Source organism: Streptococcus oralis subsp. tigurinus (assembly GCF_002093575.1).
In the GTDB taxonomy this organism is placed as follows: domain Bacteria; phylum Bacillota; class Bacilli; order Lactobacillales; family Streptococcaceae; genus Streptococcus; species Streptococcus oralis_CH.
Window position 1 is genome coordinate 151,077 of sequence record NZ_LNVH01000002.1, and the last position, 17,126, is coordinate 168,202.

The window sequence follows — 17,126 nt, forward strand, 5'->3', positions numbered from 1 at the left end:
ACTAAATGATTGAGTTTGAAAAACCAAATATAACAAAAATTGATGAAAATAAAGATTATGGCAAGTTTGTAATCGAACCACTTGAACGTGGCTACGGTACAACTCTTGGTAACTCTCTTCGTCGTGTACTACTAGCTTCTCTACCAGGGGCAGCTGTGACATCTATCAACATTGATGGTGTGTTACATGAGTTTGACACAGTTCCAGGTGTTCGTGAAGACGTGATGCAAATCATTCTGAACATTAAAGGGATTGCAGTGAAATCATACGTTGAAGACGAAAAAATCATTGAGCTTGACGTTGAAGGTCCTGCTGAAATTACAGCTGGAGATATTTTGACTGACAGTGATATTGAGATTGTAAATCCTGATCATTATCTCTTTACAATCGGTGAAGGTTCTTCTCTAAAGGCGACAATGACTGTTAACAGTGGTCGTGGATATGTACCTGCTGATGAAAACAAAAAAGATAATGCGCCAGTTGGAACACTTGCTGTAGATTCTATTTATACACCAGTTACAAAAGTCAACTATCAAGTTGAACCTGCTCGTGTAGGTAGTAACGATGGTTTTGACAAATTAACCCTTGAAATCTTGACAAATGGAACAATTATTCCAGAAGATGCTTTAGGGCTTTCAGCACGTATCTTGACAGAACATCTTGATTTGTTTACAAATCTTACAGAGATTGCTAAATCTGCAGAAGTGATGAAAGAAGCTGATACTGAATCGGACGACCGTATTTTGGACCGTACGATTGAGGAACTGGACTTGTCTGTGCGTTCATATAACTGTTTGAAACGTGCCGGTATCAATACTGTGCATGATTTGACAGAAAAATCTGAAGCAGAGATGATGAAAGTACGAAATCTTGGACGCAAGAGTTTGGAAGAAGTGAAACTCAAACTCATTGACTTGGGTCTTGGATTAAAAGATAAATAAAGGAGGAATACATGGCTTACCGTAAACTAGGACGCACTAGCTCACAACGTAAAGCAATGCTTCGCGATTTGACAACTGACCTTTTGATCAACGAATCAATCGTGACAACTGAAGCTCGTGCTAAAGAAATCCGTAAAACTGTTGAAAAAATGATTACTCTAGGTAAACGTGGTGATTTGCATGCACGTCGTCAAGCTGCTGCTTTCGTACGTAATGAAATCGCATCTGAAAACTATGATGAAGCAACTGATAAGTACACTTCTACTACAGCACTTCAAAAATTGTTCTCAGAAATCGCACCTCGTTATGCTGAACGTAACGGTGGATACACTCGTATCCTTAAAACTGAACCACGTCGTGGTGATGCTGCGCCAATGGCGATCATCGAATTAGTATAAAATCATCAATTTTGTTGAGTGTTATGATGATGGAGTCTTGTGCTCTTAGTCTAGCTCTGGTCTACCGCTGGGACTTCGGTCCTAGCGGGAACACTCATCATCATTTGATAGGGTAGACGCTTGTTTACGAAATTGTTTTTTTCTTAAGAACAACTTCGTAAGCAGGCGTTTTTTAGTATTTTTTACGGAAATATGCTATACTAGGAAAAAAGAAAATCAAAAACGTTCAGGTTTTCTAAAAATCGTAGAAATGGGGTATAAGGATGAAGGCTATTATTACAGTGGTTGGTAAGGACAAGGCTGGGATTGTTGCAGGCGTGTCTACTAAGATTGCAGACTTGGGTTTGAATATTGACGATATTTCTCAGACGGTGTTAGATGAATACTTTACTATGATGGCAGTTGTTTCTAGCGACGAAAAGCAGGATTTCACCACTCTTCGAAATGAGTTTGAAATTTTCGGTCAGACCTTGAATGTTAAAATCAATATTCAAAGTGCGGCGATTTTTGATGCTATGTACAATATCTAGGAGGTTATCATGGATATTAGACAAGTTACAGAAACCATTGCCATGATTGAGGAGCAGAACTTCGATATCAGAACCATCACCATGGGGATTTCCCTTTTGGACTGTATTGATCCAGATATCAATCGTGCTGCTGAAAAGATTTACCAAAAAATTACCACTAAAGCTGCAAATTTAGTGGCTGTAGGAGACGAAATTGCTGCAGAACTTGGGATTCCTATTGTCAATAAGCGGGTATCGGTGACTCCGATTTCTTTAATTGGTGCTGCGACTGATGCGACAGACTATGTTGTTTTGGCAAAGGCTCTTGATAAGGCTGCCAAGGAGATTGGTGTTGACTTTATCGGTGGATTTTCGGCCTTGGTACAAAAAGGCTACCAAAAAGGAGATGAAATTCTCATCAATTCTATCCCACGCGCTCTAGCTGAGACAGACAAGGTTTGTTCGTCTGTTAATATTGGCTCGACCAAGTCAGGTATCAACATGACCGCGGTCGCTGATATGGGACGTATCATCAAGGAAACAGCTGCGCTGTCAGATATGGGTGCGGCTAAGTTGGTCGTATTTGCTAACGCCGTTGAGGATAATCCTTTTATGGCCGGCGCTTTCCACGGTGTTGGTGAAGCAGATGTTATCATTAATGTTGGAGTTTCGGGTCCTGGTGTTGTCAAGCGTGCCTTGGAAAAAGTTCGTGGACAGAGCTTTGATGTAGTAGCGGAAACAGTCAAGAAAACGGCCTTTAAGATTACTCGTATCGGTCAGTTGGTTGGGCAAATGGCGAGTGAACGCCTTGGTGTTGACTTTGGAATTGTCGACCTAAGCTTGGCGCCTACTCCTGCAGTTGGTGATTCTGTGGCACGTGTCCTTGAGGAAATGGGATTAGAAACAGTTGGTACGCATGGGACGACGGCTGCCCTCGCTCTTTTGAATGACCAAGTTAAGAAGGGTGGAGTGATGGCTTGTAACCAAGTCGGTGGCTTGTCAGGTGCTTTTATCCCCGTTTCTGAAGATGAGGGGATGATTGCTGCGGTGCAAGATGGCTCTCTGAATTTAGAGAAACTAGAGGCCATGACGGCTATCTGTTCTGTCGGGCTGGATATGATTGCCATTCCGGAAGATACGCCTGCTGAGACCATTGCGGCTATGATTGCGGATGAGGCGGCAATCGGTGTTATTAACATGAAAACAACGGCTGTCCGTATTATTCCAAAGGGAAAAGAAGGCGATATGATTGAGTTTGGTGGCTTGCTAGGGACAGCTCCAGTTATGAAGGTTAACGGGGCTTCGTCTGTTGATTTCATCTCTCGCGGTGGCCAAATTCCTGCGCCAATTCATAGTTTTAAAAATTAATAAAAAAGAGAGAGGATTTAAGTTGAGTTTAAGGATGACTGTGTATACTATAATCATTAAATAAAGACCTCCTAACTTTATTTAATAGAAATCCTAAACTTTTTCATAATAATCTCCTAGGGAAGCTACCATGAGGGTAGCTTTTCTTGTGGAAAAATTAAGAGAATGGGCTTTACTTTTGAAAGCCGGATATTTCTTTGATCCATGATATAATAGAAGAAATGGAGGATAGAAAATGTCTAAAGTAAGATTGTACTTGGTCCGTCATGGGAAAACGATGTTTAACACGATTGGACGTGCTCAAGGATGGAGTGATACGCCTCTAACCGCAGAAGGTGAGTTGGGAATCCATGAACTAGGAGTTGGCTTGAGAGAGTCTGGTTTACAATTTGACCGAGCTTATTCCAGTGATTCAGGGCGTACTATTCAAACCATGGGAATTATCCTAGAAGAACTTGGCTTGCAAGGGAAAATCCCTTACCGTATGGATAAGCGAATCCGTGAGTGGTGCTTTGGTAGTTTTGATGGGGCCTATGATGGAGACCTCTTTATGGGGGTTATTCCTCGTGTTTTCAAGGTGGATCATGTTCATCAGTTATCCTATGCAGAGCTAGCTGAAGGCTTGGTAGAAGTTGATACTGCTGGTTGGGCAGAAGGTTGGGAAAAACTCAGTGGTCGTATCAGAGAAGGTTTTGAAACGATTGCCAAAGAAATGGAAGAACACGGAGGGGGCAATGCTCTCGTTGTGAGTCACGGGATGACCATTGGTACGATGGTTTACCTCATCAATGGCATGCACCCACATGGCTTGGATAATGGTAGTGTGACCATCCTAGAATACGAGAACGGCCAGTTTACAGTCGATGTCGTCGGTGACCGTAGTTACCGAGAGCTAGGGCGTGAGAAGATGGAAGAAATAAAAAATTGATAGAAGTTAGCTCCAAGTGGGAGCTAATTTTTTTACTGTTAAATAAGCTAGGTTCGCGACTCAGTATTTCTTGTTATCCAAGTCTAAAAGAACATTTCTCGTCTTTCAAATTCCCTCAAAAATGGTATAATAGTAACATCATAAAATTGGAGAAATAGCATGAGTTTTTACAATCATAAAGAAATTGAGCCTAAGTGGCAGGGCTACTGGGCAGAACATCATACATTTAAGACAGGAACAGATGCATCAAAACCGAAGTTTTATGCGCTCGACATGTTCCCATATCCTTCAGGAGCTGGATTGCACGTAGGACACCCAGAAGGTTATACAGCAACCGATATCCTCAGCCGTTACAAACGTGCGCAAGGCTACAACGTCCTTCACCCAATGGGATGGGATGCCTTTGGTTTGCCAGCTGAGCAGTACGCTATGGACACAGGAAATGACCCAGCGGAATTCACAGCAGAAAACATTGCTAACTTCAAACGTCAAATCAATGCGCTTGGATTCTCTTACGACTGGGATCGTGAGGTCAACACAACAGATCCAAACTACTACAAATGGACTCAGTGGATCTTCACCAAGCTTTACGAAAAAGGTTTGGCCTATGAAGCGGAAGTACCAGTAAACTGGGTTGAGGAACTAGGAACAGCCATTGCCAATGAAGAAGTGCTTCCTGATGGAACTTCTGAGCGTGGTGGCTATCCCGTTGTCCGCAAACCAATGCGCCAATGGATGCTTAAAATCACGGCCTATGCAGAGCGCTTGCTTAATGACTTGGATGAGTTGGAGTGGCCAGAGTCTATCAAGGAAATGCAACGTAACTGGATTGGCAAATCAACTGGTGCCAATGTCACTTTTAAAGTGAAAGGGACTGACAAGGAATTCACCGTCTTTACTACTCGTCCTGATACGCTTTTCGGTGCGACCTTCACAGTCTTGGCTCCTGAGCATGACTTGGTTGACGCCATCACAACAGCTGAACAATCTGAGGCTGTAGCGGACTACAAACACCAAGCTAGCCTCAAGTCAGACTTGGCTCGTACAGACCTTGCCAAGGAAAAAACAGGGGTTTGGACTGGTGCTTATGCCATCAATCCTGTCAATGGCAAGGAAATTCCAATCTGGATTGCCGACTATGTTCTTGCAAGCTATGGAACAGGTGCGGTGATGGCTGTTCCTGCCCACGACCAACGTGACTGGGAATTTGCCAAACAGTTTGGTCTTCCAATCGTAGAAGTGCTAGAAGGTGGAAACGTTGAAGAGGCTGCCTATACTGAAGATGGTCTTCATGTCAATTCAGACTTCCTAGATGGCCTTAACAAAGAAGACGCTATTGCTAAGATTGTTGCTTGGTTGGAAGAAAAAGGCTACGGTCAAGAAAAAGTCACCTACCGTCTCCGTGACTGGCTCTTTAGCCGTCAACGTTACTGGGGTGAGCCAATTCCAATCATTCATTGGGAAGATGGAACTTCAACAGCTGTCCCTGAAAATGAATTGCCACTTGTCTTGCCAGTAACCAAGGACATTCGCCCTTCAGGTACTGGGGAGAGTCCATTGGCTAACTTGACTGACTGGTTGGAAGTAACTCGTGAAGATGGCGTCAAAGGTCGTCGTGAAACCAACACCATGCCACAATGGGCAGGTTCGAGTTGGTACTACCTCCGCTATATCGACCCACATAACACAGAAAAATTGGCCGATGAGGATCTTCTCAAACAATGGTTGCCAGTAGATATCTACGTGGGTGGTGCAGAGCATGCCGTTCTTCACTTGCTTTATGCTCGTTTCTGGCACAAAATCCTCTATGACCTCGGTGTTGTTCCGACTAAGGAACCATTCCAAAAACTCTTTAACCAAGGGATGATTTTGGGAACAAGCTACCGTGACCACCGTGGGGCTCTTGTGGCGACTGACAAGGTTGAAAAACGTGACGGATCCTTCTTCCATGCGGAAACAGGAGAAGAACTGGAGCAAGCACCAGCCAAGATGTCTAAATCGCTCAAGAACGTTGTCAACCCAGACGATGTTGTGGAACAATATGGTGCCGATACCCTTCGTGTTTATGAAATGTTCATGGGGCCACTCGATGCTTCCATCGCTTGGTCAGAAGAAGGTTTGGAAGGAAGCCGTAAATTCCTAGACCGTGTTTACCGTTTGATTACAAGTAAAGAAATTGTTGCGGAAAATAATGGTGCTCTTGACAAGGTTTACAATGAAACCGTTAAAGCTGTCACAGAGCAAATCGAATCCATGAAATTCAACACAGCCATTGCCCAACTTATGGTCTTTGTCAACGCTGCCAACAAGGAAGACAAACTCTATGTGGACTATGCCAAAGGCTTTATCCAATTGATTGCCCCATTTGCACCTCATTTGGCAGAAGAACTCTGGCAAACAGTTACAGCAACAGGTGAGTCCATCTCTTACGTGGCTTGGCCAACTTGGGACGAAAGTAAATTGGTTGAAGACGAAATCGAAATCGTCGTCCAAATTAAAGGAAAAGTTCGTGCCAAATTTATGGTTGCTAAAGACCTATCACGCGAAGAATTGCAAGAAATCGCTCTGGCTGATGAAAAAGTTAAAGCAGAAATTGACGGCAAGGAAATCGTGAAGGTGATTGCGGTACCTAACAAACTCGTTAATATCGTTGTGAAATAAGATAGGAATCCTTCAGAGTAGAATCTGGAGGATTTTTAAATTGGATTATGCTATAATAGTCCCAACTAAGATAAAAACACAGTTCTGGTTGGTGGTCCAGACGTAGGCAAGCCTATCAGTAACCTTCCTCCTTGGTTGTCCATTCTTAGGGATAGATTTAAGGAGGTGCTGTCATGGAAATCGTTTCAATTGGCTTGACAGTTTATTTTGAAGATGGATTTTGGCATGGTTTGTTCGAACAGGTGTATCGAGAATCTTATCAAGTTTGTCGTGTGACATTTGGTCAGGAACCAAAAGAGGATGAAATTTTGAAACTTTTACGGACTCAGTTTGTTCGGTTATCTTTTAGTCCAGAGGCAACAGTCAAACAGCATGTGAAGATTAAGAATCCGAAGCGTCTGCAGCGAGCTGTAAAGAAACAGGTGAAGCAGAAAGTTTCTTCTAAGTCACAAGAACTTTTACAGTTGCAGTACGAGGAACGAAAAAAGCATTCAAAACAACAGTCTAGTCTCCAAAAGCAATTGCTCAAGCAAGAGAAATTTGAACGCAAACAGCAAAAACGTAGAGAGAAGCACAAGGGGCACTAGTGACTCTCTCTTTCATAAAATAGAACAGCTCTTCTTGGATAACAAGAGCTGTTTTTGCTTGTATTGAAGATTTCTTTCCTAATAGATAGACTTATCGTTAATGGCAGTTTCAAATTCAGGACCATACTTGCTTACTTCAAATTCAATCCTGCCCCATTCAGCATTTTCATTTTACTAGAAGGGAGTGTGTGCCATGATTTCTGATTCATTTTTTATTGTTTGCTTTGGTGAGAACAATACTACCGACTCTTGGATTTTTCTGCCGGATGCTATAAAATACCTCTTTTATAGCGCATGTTTAAAAATATAATGTGTGGTTGTAAGTGATTTTAAACTTCCTCTAGTGATTCGATAGAAGAAAAACGGTTGCAGCCTGCACCACTTTAACTTAGCCCCCATTATTTTACCACTTGTCCTTTCATTTTAACTGCTTATCTCAAAAGTCGATTTTTCTTTCATTCTTTTTGTTAAACTAGTGTGGTTAAGAGGAGGAAAAAATATGATTTTACAAGCTAAACATTTGACTAAACAGTATGGCAATCATATGGCTGTCGATGATATTCAGTTAGAGTTTGAAAAAGGAAGTTTCAATGCTATTTTGGGACCCAATGGTGCAGGGAAATCAACCACCATTTCCATGTTAATCGGTTTGAAAAAGCCGACACAAGGTCAGATTCGATATGCGCCAAATACGAAAATCGGAGTGGTTTTTCAAGCTAGTGTACTGGATGAGATGTTGACGGTTAGGGAAAATCTCACGATTCGTGCTCAACAATATAAGGAGATTGCGGCAAGTCGTGTGGATGATTTGATTCATCAACTGGGTTTGACTGCTTTCCAGAAACAACTATATGGGACTTTGTCAGGTGGGCAAAAACGTCGGGTTGATATTGCGCGTGCTCTTCTTTCGAGACCAGATATTCTTTTCTTGGATGAACCAACGACAGGTCTTGATATTCAAACTCGCAAATCCATCTGGGATCTACTGTATCGACTACAAAAGGATGAAGGGATGACTATTATCTTAACGACTCATTATCTGGATGAAGCGGATGAAGCGGATCAGATCTATATCGTTGATCATGGGAAAGTGATTGCGCAAGGTTCTGCGACTGCTATTAAAAGTCAGTATGCATCTAATATTCTAAAAATTCGTTTTAAGGAAATGAAGGATCTAGAAAAATTGCTACAGACTGGAATGACAGTCGAGGAAGAAAATGAGATGGAATATCTTTTTTATCCAAGGACGTCACAGGAGGCCATTGAATATTTGGCAAAAGTTCGAGAAAAAATTGATTCTTTTGAGTTTCGTTCGGGTACTATGGATGATGCCTTTATTGCACTTACAGGAAGAGAGGTTCGCTAATGCTAGCTTTATTAAAACGGAATTTTATCTTATATTTTCGTAATCGTTCGGGAGTATTTTTCTCATTATTGGGGGCATTGATTTCCTTCCTCCTTTATATCATTTTTTTGCAGAAGAATTTGACAGATTCTTGGTCCCAACTCCCTAATAGTACGAACCTTTTAAACAACTGGCTGATGGGTGGGACCTTGGCTGTGACTGGGATGACAACCAGTTTTACAGCTCTTAAACAAATGGTACAGGATCGCGAAAATCAAGTGAATCAAGATCTTTTCTTGACAGATTTAGGTAACTGGGGCTTACAGGCGTCCTATCTGATCAGTAGTATTGTTATTTCTTTTGTCATGCAGATATTTATGTATGCTGTTATGAGTTTTTATTTTAAAGAGAGCCCAGTTATCAGCCATTTACCGGAAATTGCTTTGATTATGTTGTTAAGCAGTCTGCTTTCAAGTTTGGTAAATGTTCTCTTGATTTACCGTTTTCAATCTGTAGATAGCCTTGGTAAACTAGCAACGATAGTGGGAACTGCTTCTGGATTTTTAGTAGGAACTTATATCCCCATTGGAGTATTACCTGATTCTGCACAGCTTTTCATGAAATGTACCCCTGCAACTTATATTGCTTCTCTCTATCGACAAGTCTTGATGAAAGAGCGGTTAGAGACCGCATTTTCAGGAAATAACAGTCTGTTACAGGAATTTCAAGAAAAAATGGGAATCCAAATCAACTGGCAAGAACTATTGACAAAGGAAGAAACATACTTTATAGTGGTTATTATCAGTCTCATCGCTATTCTTCTTTGGCTTTTATTTGTTAAAGTGTTTAGCAAGAGAAAATAAAGATGTATTGGAGAGAAAATGAAGATTCGTTTTGAAATGAAGACAGAGTTTTCAGAAAAAGACCCACACATTTTAATTCAGGCAGCTCAGTTAACCGATCAAGCAAGAGAAGTCATGGAGTATTTAGAACAATTTTCAACGACCAATCAGGTGGTCATTCCTATTCGAACGGATGATCATCTGGTTATGGTGAAAATTGAGGATCTTATTCTAGCAGATATCGATAAGAATTTGTTGACCATTTATACGGTAGATGGGATTTATAAAACTAAGGAAACATTGACAAACTTTCAGAATCGGGTTAACCGGCGTAATTTCATACAGATATCACGTCATTCAGTTATAAACATTGACCATTTAGAGTCATTATCGGATAGCTTTTCAGGGAACATGATGGCTAAGATGACTCGGGGTCTCAAATCGAGTGTGAGTCGGAAATACGTTAAGTCCTTAATGGATTATCTAGGTTTATAGGAGAAAATCATGAAGCGATTGATTGCTTATTTTGTATCAGGAATGCGTACGGCCTCCTTTGTTTATTTGAGTTTGGTGTTATTGGCTCAGTTTTATTCAGGTATTACCTATCCCGCACCAACGACAAAAAATATTCTAGCTTTGTTTTTGATGAGTGGAATTATGGGGGTATTGACCGTAATCCTTGAAAGACTAGAGTTTCTTGCTTATAGTATGCGTGTAGGAGTTCATTTGTTAGCGACAGCTACTATTTTAGTATTGACCTACTTATTTTTTGGCTGGGGTTCAGCATTGTTGAGTCCCTTGCTTTGGTTCTTTTTCTTATTAATTTATGGACTGATATGGTTGTACCAGATCTGGCAAACTCACAAGCTCACCCAACGAATTAATCAAGCCTTAGAAGATAAAAGAAAGAAAACGAATCACTAATGTAGTGTTTAGGATGAGGTTTGAGGAGAGTGCTAGTTTCCATTTAGAGTAATTTATGATATAGTATTTTCAGAGTAAAACAAGGAGAAAAACGATGCCAGTAAATGAATATGGTCAGATGATTGGTGAGTCAATGGAAGGTTATACATCTGGTGAATTGCCTTCTATTGATTTCTTAGAAGGGCGCTACGCTCGGATAGAGGCTCTTTCGGTGGAAAAGCATGCGGAGGATTTATTAGCTGTTTATGGTCCAGATACTCCTCGGGAGATGTGGACCTACCTCTTTCAGGAGCCGGTGGCAGATATGGAGGAACTGGTTACCGTCTTAAATCAGATGTTAGCTCGTAAGGACCGTTTTTACTATGCGATTATAGACAAGGCAACTGGTAAGGCTTTGGGGACTTTTTCTCTCATGCGTATTGACCAGAATAACCGAGTGATAGAAGTGGGTGCCGTCACTTTTTCTCCTGCTCTTAAGGGTACGAGGATAGGGACAGAGGCTCAGTATCTCCTAGCGCGATATGTTTTTGAGGAGCTTAACTATCGTCGCTATGAGTGGAAATGCGATGCTCTAAATCTCCCATCCAGACGAGCCGCGGAGCGTTTGGGCTTTGTTTATGAAGGCACCTTCCGTCAGGCAGTCGTTTATAAGGGGCGCACGAGGGATACGGATTGGTTGTCTATGATTGATAAGGACTGGCCTCAAGTCAAAGCTCGTTTAGAAACATGGTTGGCTCCTGAAAATTTTGATAAAAATGGACGACAGTACAAGAGCTTGAGAGAACTTTAAGAGGTGTTGACATGATCACTATTAAAAAGCAAGAAATTGTCAAGCTAGAGGATGTTTTGCATCTCTATCAGGCAGTTGGATGGACAAATTATACCCATCAACCTCAGATGTTGAAGAAAGCCTTGTCTCACTCATTAGCGATTTATCTAGCACTTGATGGCGATGCCGTGGTGGGCTTGGTCCGTTTGGTCGGGGATGGTTTCTCATCAATTTTTGTCCAGGATTTGATCGTTTTGCCTAGCTATCAGCGCCAAGGGATTGGTAGCAACTTGATGAAAGAGGCTTTAGGTGACTTCAAAGATGCCTATCAAGTCCAACTAGTGACCGAACAGACAGAAAAAACCTTGGGATTCTATCGTTCTCTAGGATTTGAAACCTTATCTACTTATGATTGTACAGGAATGATTTGGGTGGATCGAAAAAGATAAAAAAATTATTTTTTCTTAAGTAAAGTTTAAGCCTTTTCCTGTATTATATAATCATTAAATAAAGACCTCCTAACTTTATTTAATGAAATCCCAAACTTTTCTTTTTCATAATAATCTCCCTTAACTCCACCCAATCAGGTGGAGTTTTTTTGCTTTATTTCAAGCTTTTCGGGAATTTCTTAAACATCGTTTTCCGATAAATTTCGGTAGTTTTTGGAATTTGGTCGGGGAATTTTCGGGGACTTTTTTAGCGAATATGACTAAGAAATAGGTCTGTTGTCGCTTCGGCTAATTCGTCCTCAACCTGATTATACCGATCCGTCATATAAACTTTTGTATGGCCTAGCGCCTGGCTTAATTGTTCAAGCGGAACCCCTGCAATAATGCTTTGAGTCGTGAAGAAGTGGCGCATCATGTGAGGTGTTACATGTAGACCTGTCGCTTCATTCACTAGATTAAAGTTTCTATTTAGTTGGTTTGGATTGATGAGACCACCTTTTTCATTAAGGGTGATATAATCTTTTTGTTGCTCCTTAATAATCCCTAACTTTCGTTTAATCTTAGAAGCTTCAGCTATCAGATAATAGATAAGGTCTGTTCCGATATCATCAAGGCAGACATAGCGCTCTGAATCCTTCGTTTTAAGCCCTCCTTTCCCTTTTAAGGTCTGGTTGCTCCGACTATCTCTAAGATGCAGTATAGCCCGTCCATTGTCGTTCTGAGTGACGTCCATTGGGCGCAATCCAAAGACTTCTCCTCTTCTCAGTCCAAAGATAGTAAGATAGGTAAGAGCGTAGAATTGTTTTGGCATGATTTCCTTTGCTTTTGCTATCCAAGTCTTGAACTCCTTGAGAGTCACTTTCTTGTTAGCAGCAGGAATATCACTCTGGCCAATGAAGACACCTTTCAAGCGATTTGAGAGCAGATTTCCATTTTTTACAGCATCGTTTAGCAATGCCATGAAGCTGGAATTGAGGGTCTGAACAGTGTATCTAGTATGGTTCTGCAACTTGTCAGCGATAAAGAGTTCATACTCATTTCTATCTAGGTTTTTAAGCAGAACAGAACCAAACTTGGGTTTAATATGGTTTTTATATAGGTTGTCATTGAGGTAGTAGGAAGTGTCATTCCAGCGCCCTGTCGATAATCTCTTTTCAGAATAGATATCCCAGTACTGATCAAGTGTTAGATTCGTATTGATACCTAATTCCTGATCGTGGATTTGTTGCTCAATCTCTGCCAAGGCTGCACGAGCTTGAGGGAGAGTTGTGAAACCACTTTTACTTTTTTCTCTTTTTTTACCTCGGAAGAAAAAAGAACGTCTGACATAGTAACGTTTGCCTTTAGCAGTCTCATAGTAATAGATATTTGGGTATTTTGTTTTATTATATTTCATTGTATTCTCCTTGTTTATCGGCTTCTGGACAAGGTCTAAACATTGAGAATATTGACATCACCCCTTTCATGGTGTAAAATAGGGTATAGAAAAGAGGCCTTTTTAATGGCTGATTTTTTATAAGGGTGAGCTTCACAATCAAACTTTGGCGAGGGTGATTGTGGGGCTTTTTTGTTATTTCTTGACTTTATCTTTTAAAGCTTTCTCTAATAGGGATTGAGCTTTTTCTATTTTATTTAAGTATTTTCATTTCTCCTTTGTACTCTTGAGATATTTGAGTTTTATCAGAGTCTGAGGTATAAACAAGCAGTTGAGGTGTATCTTTTTCTAAATCAACATTGTAGCCTTTTTCTTGAGCCCACTTTTCAAAGATGGTATTTTTAGCTTTCAAAAATTCATTTGAAATATAGATTTTACGACTAGAGCTTTCATTTTTCCAGTTTTCTCCAATTCGCACTGAAATATGTTTATCATTGCCTCCAGGAACAAAATCAACCTTTTCCCCTTTATCAATAATTTCAGCGTTGTCTTTAAAGTATAACGCGAAATCTTCGCCTAACTCTTTAGTCATTTTAAATTTCTGTTCAACTGCTGCTGATGATGTTTTTTCAGCTTTGGTTGCAGTATTTTTAGATGGATTCTTTAAAATACTATTTGTCACACCGATAGCTAAGATAGCTACCAATATCCAAAACCAGACTTTTTTATAAAAAGGCTTAGAATCTTTTTCTTTTTTCATAACATCTCCTTAAATTATATTTGCTAAATTATAATATTCCTCTTTTACCATAATTTCATTAGTCATGGTTTTTAGATCATAGTAGGACATGAATTTGAGGTAATCAAACTCTGTAGGGTCGTCTAAGCTTTCTATCGCATCTTTTACGAGATGATGGATCATATTCCTATCAGCTTCGTTTTCACAGCGTAGGCGAGCGTTCTGGTACTCTGAGCGTGTGTGATCCTTGTGTCCTAGTTCATGCAGTAGGACTTTAACTCTCTCTTTTTTGTTGAGCTTGCTCGATAAGAAAGCCGTATTGGTTTCTTTTTCGTAAAATCCAAGTTCGTCAGGCATCAAATCTCCATCAAAATCGATAATACGAATCTGAAAATGACTTATAATTTCTTTTTCAGTCACTAAGCAATACCTCTAATCAGCAGCTTCTTTTAGATAACCTTCAATGATAGACTGGATGATTTTTTTCTTTTCATCTGTTAATTCTCGACCGCCAAACATCATGACATTAGATGCCATTTCTTCAACATTTAGAACTTTCCCTTGCCATATATACTCTTTTGAATCACCAGCGATGGCAGGATTATCTGTACGTCCTAGCAGATAGTCCGTGGAAACGTTGAAGTAGTCAGCAATTTCTTGAAGACGTTCAGCATTTGGTTTTTTGTTTTTCATACTATAGATTGTATTTCTACTATATCCTAATGTTTCTTCAAGAGAATTTATAGAAATTCCACGATTTTGACAAAGTTCTTTTATTTTTTCGAACAAAGAAAACATTGATTTATCAACCTTTCTAAGACATGACAAAAAATATTTAAACTTTTGATTGCAAAACTATTGACAAAATACAATCTATAGTTTAGAATATTATTTGTAAGCTAAAGAGTTAGCGAAAAAGACAACTAAAAAATAAAGCCTTACAAAACTGATTGGCGTCCGTTTTCCAGGTAGAACCTTACTTTTAGTAGGTCTTTTCTCTATGATTAAATTCTAAACTATAGATTGTATTTTGTCAAGAAATTCGCTAACTTTTTAGATAATTTTTTAAAAAGAAAGGAGAGAAAGATGAGCAATTTATCAAAAAAATCATTACCAATCCAAGATTTAGAAATCAAGATTAGTAGTGATTCTAGTGTTCCACACGTTATTTTGAATGGAATTGATTTCCGAGCTGAGGGTATCGGCCTTAAATCTATCAAAATCATTTGGGGGACTAAGGGAGGTGAAATCCCAGAATCTCTCATCCAAATTGACTATATAGATGCTCGCGAACAGCTACACGAAGCAACTGTTAAGCAATCATTTCAAAATACTTTACTTAAATAGCTCCGGGTTTGTTACAAGATTAGTAATGATTTGTGAGGCAGTTTGAGATAGAAAGTTTAGAGAAAACACACCTACTTTTTCAGCGACACTCTTGGTTTCTCTCCAAACTTTAGGACTCCTCACTGAATCAAGAAACTGATGCCCTTGGTAAGTCATGCCATGAACAAAAGCAATATACAAAGAATTTGAACCGTCAAATTTTGGAGACCAATCTATAAAACCAGCTTCGGATAGTAACTTACAGTGATAAACAATAGTATTTGTCTCATACTTGTTAGCTCTGTTAAATTTCGAGTTATTAGAGAAAATAAACGGTTCTGGATATTGATGTAATTCTTCAATGTCTAGCAAAATATCTCTTACTAATTCTGGTTCAAATTTCATGGTACACCTCCGAGTTTTATTTATATTATATCAAATTTAGAAAGGAAGAATATGAGTAAAGAACTAAAAATAATTAAGGCTAAAATTAAAACTCGTTTGATTGAGCTGGATATGACTCAGTCTGAATTGGCAAAACAAGTATTCGTCGCACCTTCGGTCATTTCAGAGTTGCTGAAGTATGGCAAAGGAAGTGATTATGTTAAAGAAAAAGTCACTGATGTTTTAGGAATTGAGAATCCTTGGAAAAATCACTGAGAGGTCCATATGCAAGCGAAAATAATACTGAATTGGCAAAGGAAAAATCACCAACTTAGTCAGATGATGATCGACAGTCTTGAGGGACTGGACGTTTGGGAAACTATTTTAACACTGGGAAAAGTAAGGAAAGGAATGTTATGAACAACGCAGCGCAAAAAGTAACACGGATTGATAAAGATGCCTGGGATATCGCTACAGAGCTGGCGAACGAGTACGGAGTATCCATTTGTCATATCATCAGTGAGAGCGTCCGCTACTGTGCAGAGAATGCCGAATTTAAGGAGATGGACGTTGTTGTTAAACGGTTGGTAGTCGGCAGTAAGGTGCTGGAGTAGGAGGGTGAAGATGAACAATGCGAGACAAGATAATGATCTCATCAAAGAAATCATTGAGAAACATTTTGAAAATATGGTCGATGATGTTTTGGAACACACAGAGACCTACTATGAAGCCTTGGGAGCTATTAGTAGCATCAAAGGAAGCAAGATCCCGAATATGCTTCACTTAGCTGATTGTTTGGTAAAAGCTATCAGAAAACGTGCTATGCAACAAAAAACACCTAATCATAAAAATTAGGTGCTGAAGGAGAGGGATATGAACGAAATTTTTAACTTTCACGGACAAGAAGTCCGTACTTTGACAATTGATGACGAGCCTTGGTTTGTCGGGAAGGATGTTGCGGATATTCTAGGATACCAAAACGGTAGTCGAGACATAAACCGTCACGTAGATGAAGAAGATCGCCAAAACTACCAAAACGGTACTTTTGGAAATAGAGGTGTTACCGTTATTAACGAATCTGGTCTTTACTCTCTCATTCTTTCAAGTAAGCTTCCTCAAGCCAGAGAGTTTAAGCGTTGGGTGACATCAGAGGTCTTGCCAGCTATTCGCAAGCAGGGCGGATTTATCCGTGAGGATTTGGACGAAGATGCCTTTATCGCTCTTTTTACTGGTCAGAAGAAATTGCGTGAGCAACAGGCGACCATGCTAGAAGATATTGACTATCTCAAAAGTGAGCAACCGATTCATCCGAGCTATGCTCAATCACTACTGAAGAAGCGTAAGGCTCGTGTAGTAGCTTGCTTGGGTGGTATTGATAGCCCTGCTTACGCTGATAAAATCTTCGCTCAATCAGTATTCAGACAAGCTGAGATTGATTTCAAGGATCATTTTAATATCAGTCGTTATGACTTGCTACCGAAAAAATTCGCAGATGCCGCATTGGCCTATTGGATGACTTGGGAGCCAAGCACCAATACTAAGATGAAAATCATGAAATTGAACTCATTTGACGAAATTTAG

Annotated in this window: 23 protein-coding genes; 18 read left to right on the plus strand and 5 right to left on the minus strand. The window is 40.0% G+C overall.

Annotation, left to right across the window (positions count from 1 at the left end; genetic code table 11):
* Positions 1-5 precede the first annotated feature (5 nt).
* The 13 genes from ATE37_RS03515 to ATE37_RS03575 all read left to right on the plus strand — a co-directional run bounded on the left by ATE37_RS03515 (position 6) and on the right by ATE37_RS03575 (position 11,721).
* Positions 6-941 (plus strand): DNA-directed RNA polymerase subunit alpha, encoded by a 936-nt coding sequence (locus ATE37_RS03515; RefSeq protein ID WP_000568983.1) that lies wholly within the window; start codon positions 6-8, stop codon positions 939-941.
* A gap of 11 nt (positions 942-952) precedes the next feature.
* Positions 953-1,339, plus strand: coding sequence for a 50S ribosomal protein L17 (rplQ, locus tag ATE37_RS03520; protein WP_000331493.1), 387 nt, complete (start codon positions 953-955; stop codon positions 1,337-1,339).
* A gap of 263 nt (positions 1,340-1,602) precedes the next feature.
* Positions 1,603-1,869, plus strand: a complete 267-nt coding sequence (locus tag ATE37_RS03525) for an ACT domain-containing protein (protein ID WP_000644106.1) — start codon at positions 1,603-1,605, stop codon at positions 1,867-1,869.
* 9 nt (positions 1,870-1,878) lie between these two features.
* On the plus strand, positions 1,879-3,216 hold the full coding sequence (locus tag ATE37_RS03530) for a PFL family protein (RefSeq protein WP_071851662.1): 1,338 nt from the start codon (positions 1,879-1,881) through the stop codon (positions 3,214-3,216).
* Positions 3,217-3,451: 235 nt separating this feature from the next.
* Positions 3,452-4,144 (plus strand): histidine phosphatase family protein, encoded by a 693-nt coding sequence (locus tag ATE37_RS03535; RefSeq protein WP_084867797.1) that lies wholly within the window; start codon positions 3,452-3,454, stop codon positions 4,142-4,144.
* A 159-nt stretch (positions 4,145-4,303) separates the two neighbouring features.
* On the plus strand, positions 4,304-6,805 hold the full coding sequence (gene leuS, locus ATE37_RS03540; protein WP_084867799.1) for a leucine--tRNA ligase: 2,502 nt from the start codon (positions 4,304-4,306) through the stop codon (positions 6,803-6,805).
* Between the two features lie 173 nt (positions 6,806-6,978).
* Positions 6,979-7,392: a YjdF family protein gene (locus tag ATE37_RS03545; protein WP_084867801.1), complete on the plus strand. Its 414-nt coding sequence runs from the start codon at positions 6,979-6,981 to the stop codon at positions 7,390-7,392.
* Between the two features lie 499 nt (positions 7,393-7,891).
* The gene (locus ATE37_RS03550; RefSeq protein WP_084867804.1) at positions 7,892-8,758 is read left to right on the plus strand and encodes an ABC transporter ATP-binding protein; all 867 of its coding nucleotides are present in this window, start codon (positions 7,892-7,894) and stop codon (positions 8,756-8,758) included.
* The gene (locus tag ATE37_RS03555) at positions 8,758-9,600 is read left to right on the plus strand and encodes an ABC transporter permease (RefSeq protein WP_084867806.1); all 843 of its coding nucleotides are present in this window, start codon (positions 8,758-8,760) and stop codon (positions 9,598-9,600) included. Before ATE37_RS03550 ends, ATE37_RS03555 begins: the two co-directional genes overlap by 1 nt.
* Before the next feature lie 18 nt (positions 9,601-9,618).
* A complete protein-coding gene (locus tag ATE37_RS03560) occupies positions 9,619-10,074 on the plus strand; it encodes a LytTR family DNA-binding domain-containing protein (RefSeq protein WP_000701941.1) in 456 nt (151 codons plus the stop codon).
* Between the two features lie 9 nt (positions 10,075-10,083).
* Positions 10,084-10,503 (plus strand): DUF3021 domain-containing protein, encoded by a 420-nt coding sequence (locus ATE37_RS03565; protein WP_084867808.1) that lies wholly within the window; start codon positions 10,084-10,086, stop codon positions 10,501-10,503.
* 94 nt (positions 10,504-10,597) lie between these two features.
* Positions 10,598-11,293: a GNAT family N-acetyltransferase gene (locus ATE37_RS03570; protein ID WP_084867810.1), complete on the plus strand. Its 696-nt coding sequence runs from the start codon at positions 10,598-10,600 to the stop codon at positions 11,291-11,293.
* Between the two features lie 11 nt (positions 11,294-11,304).
* On the plus strand, positions 11,305-11,721 hold the full coding sequence (locus tag ATE37_RS03575; protein ID WP_084867812.1) for a GNAT family N-acetyltransferase: 417 nt from the start codon (positions 11,305-11,307) through the stop codon (positions 11,719-11,721).
* A gap of 247 nt (positions 11,722-11,968) precedes the next feature.
* Here the strand turns inward: ATE37_RS03575 and ATE37_RS03580 are convergent, their stop codons facing one another.
* The 4 genes from ATE37_RS03580 to ATE37_RS03595 form a co-directional block, all read right to left on the minus strand.
* Entirely contained in the window at positions 11,969-13,117 is a 1,149-nt protein-coding gene (locus ATE37_RS03580; protein WP_084867814.1) for a tyrosine-type recombinase/integrase, read from the minus strand.
* 232 nt (positions 13,118-13,349) lie between these two features.
* Positions 13,350-13,856 carry a hypothetical protein gene (locus tag ATE37_RS03585; RefSeq protein WP_084867815.1) on the minus strand — a complete coding sequence of 169 codons (507 nt, stop codon included), beginning with the start codon at positions 13,854-13,856 and terminating at the stop codon, positions 13,350-13,352.
* Between the two features lie 9 nt (positions 13,857-13,865).
* On the minus strand, positions 13,866-14,255 hold the full coding sequence (locus ATE37_RS03590) for an ImmA/IrrE family metallo-endopeptidase (protein WP_084867817.1): 390 nt from the start codon (positions 14,253-14,255) through the stop codon (positions 13,866-13,868).
* A 12-nt stretch (positions 14,256-14,267) separates the two neighbouring features.
* Positions 14,268-14,633 (minus strand): helix-turn-helix domain-containing protein, encoded by a 366-nt coding sequence (locus tag ATE37_RS03595; protein ID WP_084867819.1) that lies wholly within the window; start codon positions 14,631-14,633, stop codon positions 14,268-14,270.
* A 288-nt stretch (positions 14,634-14,921) separates the two neighbouring features.
* Here ATE37_RS03595 and ATE37_RS03600 point away from each other — a divergent pair, with 288 nt between their 5' ends.
* Positions 14,922-15,182: a hypothetical protein gene (locus ATE37_RS03600; RefSeq protein WP_049543938.1), complete on the plus strand. Its 261-nt coding sequence runs from the start codon at positions 14,922-14,924 to the stop codon at positions 15,180-15,182.
* Here ATE37_RS03600 and ATE37_RS03605 read toward each other — a convergent pair.
* Positions 15,171-15,566, minus strand: a complete 396-nt coding sequence (locus ATE37_RS03605; RefSeq protein ID WP_084867820.1) for a DUF2513 domain-containing protein — start codon at positions 15,564-15,566, stop codon at positions 15,171-15,173. The genes ATE37_RS03600 and ATE37_RS03605 overlap by 12 nt on opposite strands.
* A 51-nt stretch (positions 15,567-15,617) precedes the next feature.
* Between ATE37_RS03605 and ATE37_RS03610 the strand changes: the two genes are divergently transcribed.
* The 4 genes from ATE37_RS03610 (at position 15,618) to ATE37_RS03625 (ending at position 17,126) form a co-directional block, all read left to right on the plus strand.
* Positions 15,618-15,821, plus strand: coding sequence for a transcriptional regulator (locus ATE37_RS03610; RefSeq protein WP_084867822.1), 204 nt, complete (start codon positions 15,618-15,620; stop codon positions 15,819-15,821).
* Between the two features lie 140 nt (positions 15,822-15,961).
* Positions 15,962-16,159 carry a hypothetical protein gene (locus ATE37_RS03615; protein ID WP_001865136.1) on the plus strand — a complete coding sequence of 66 codons (198 nt, stop codon included), beginning with the start codon at positions 15,962-15,964 and terminating at the stop codon, positions 16,157-16,159.
* A 10-nt stretch (positions 16,160-16,169) separates the two neighbouring features.
* A complete protein-coding gene (locus ATE37_RS03620; RefSeq protein ID WP_084867824.1) occupies positions 16,170-16,400 on the plus strand; it encodes a hypothetical protein in 231 nt (76 codons plus the stop codon).
* Between the two features lie 18 nt (positions 16,401-16,418).
* On the plus strand, positions 16,419-17,126 hold the full coding sequence (locus ATE37_RS03625; protein WP_084867825.1) for an ORF6C domain-containing protein: 708 nt from the start codon (positions 16,419-16,421) through the stop codon (positions 17,124-17,126).

Excerpts from the sequence above, each read along its gene's own strand:
- ATE37_RS03515 (WP_000568983.1), top strand. The coding sequence starts at position 6 with ATGATTGAGTTTGAAAAACCAAATATAACAAAAATTGATGAAAATAAA.
- rplQ (WP_000331493.1), top strand. The coding sequence starts at position 953 with ATGGCTTACCGTAAACTAGGACGCACTAGCTCACAACGTAAAGCAATG.
- ATE37_RS03525 (WP_000644106.1), top strand. The coding sequence starts at position 1,603 with ATGAAGGCTATTATTACAGTGGTTGGTAAGGACAAGGCTGGGATTGTT.
- ATE37_RS03530 (WP_071851662.1), top strand. The coding sequence starts at position 1,879 with ATGGATATTAGACAAGTTACAGAAACCATTGCCATGATTGAGGAGCAG.
- ATE37_RS03535 (WP_084867797.1), top strand. The coding sequence starts at position 3,452 with ATGTCTAAAGTAAGATTGTACTTGGTCCGTCATGGGAAAACGATGTTT.
- leuS (WP_084867799.1), top strand. The coding sequence starts at position 4,304 with ATGAGTTTTTACAATCATAAAGAAATTGAGCCTAAGTGGCAGGGCTAC.
- ATE37_RS03545 (WP_084867801.1), top strand. The coding sequence starts at position 6,979 with ATGGAAATCGTTTCAATTGGCTTGACAGTTTATTTTGAAGATGGATTT.
- ATE37_RS03550 (WP_084867804.1), top strand. The coding sequence starts at position 7,892 with ATGATTTTACAAGCTAAACATTTGACTAAACAGTATGGCAATCATATG.
- ATE37_RS03555 (WP_084867806.1), top strand. The coding sequence starts at position 8,758 with ATGCTAGCTTTATTAAAACGGAATTTTATCTTATATTTTCGTAATCGT.
- ATE37_RS03560 (WP_000701941.1), top strand. The coding sequence starts at position 9,619 with ATGAAGATTCGTTTTGAAATGAAGACAGAGTTTTCAGAAAAAGACCCA.
- ATE37_RS03565 (WP_084867808.1), top strand. The coding sequence starts at position 10,084 with ATGAAGCGATTGATTGCTTATTTTGTATCAGGAATGCGTACGGCCTCC.
- ATE37_RS03570 (WP_084867810.1), top strand. The coding sequence starts at position 10,598 with ATGCCAGTAAATGAATATGGTCAGATGATTGGTGAGTCAATGGAAGGT.
- ATE37_RS03575 (WP_084867812.1), top strand. The coding sequence starts at position 11,305 with ATGATCACTATTAAAAAGCAAGAAATTGTCAAGCTAGAGGATGTTTTG.
- ATE37_RS03580 (WP_084867814.1), bottom strand. The coding sequence starts at position 13,117 with ATGAAATATAATAAAACAAAATACCCAAATATCTATTACTATGAGACT.
- ATE37_RS03585 (WP_084867815.1), bottom strand. The coding sequence starts at position 13,856 with ATGAAAAAAGAAAAAGATTCTAAGCCTTTTTATAAAAAAGTCTGGTTT.
- ATE37_RS03595 (WP_084867819.1), bottom strand. The coding sequence starts at position 14,633 with ATGTTTTCTTTGTTCGAAAAAATAAAAGAACTTTGTCAAAATCGTGGA.
- ATE37_RS03600 (WP_049543938.1), top strand. The coding sequence starts at position 14,922 with ATGAGCAATTTATCAAAAAAATCATTACCAATCCAAGATTTAGAAATC.
- ATE37_RS03605 (WP_084867820.1), bottom strand. The coding sequence starts at position 15,566 with ATGAAATTTGAACCAGAATTAGTAAGAGATATTTTGCTAGACATTGAA.
- ATE37_RS03610 (WP_084867822.1), top strand. The coding sequence starts at position 15,618 with ATGAGTAAAGAACTAAAAATAATTAAGGCTAAAATTAAAACTCGTTTG.
- ATE37_RS03615 (WP_001865136.1), top strand. The coding sequence starts at position 15,962 with ATGAACAACGCAGCGCAAAAAGTAACACGGATTGATAAAGATGCCTGG.
- ATE37_RS03620 (WP_084867824.1), top strand. The coding sequence starts at position 16,170 with ATGAACAATGCGAGACAAGATAATGATCTCATCAAAGAAATCATTGAG.
- ATE37_RS03625 (WP_084867825.1), top strand. The coding sequence starts at position 16,419 with ATGAACGAAATTTTTAACTTTCACGGACAAGAAGTCCGTACTTTGACA.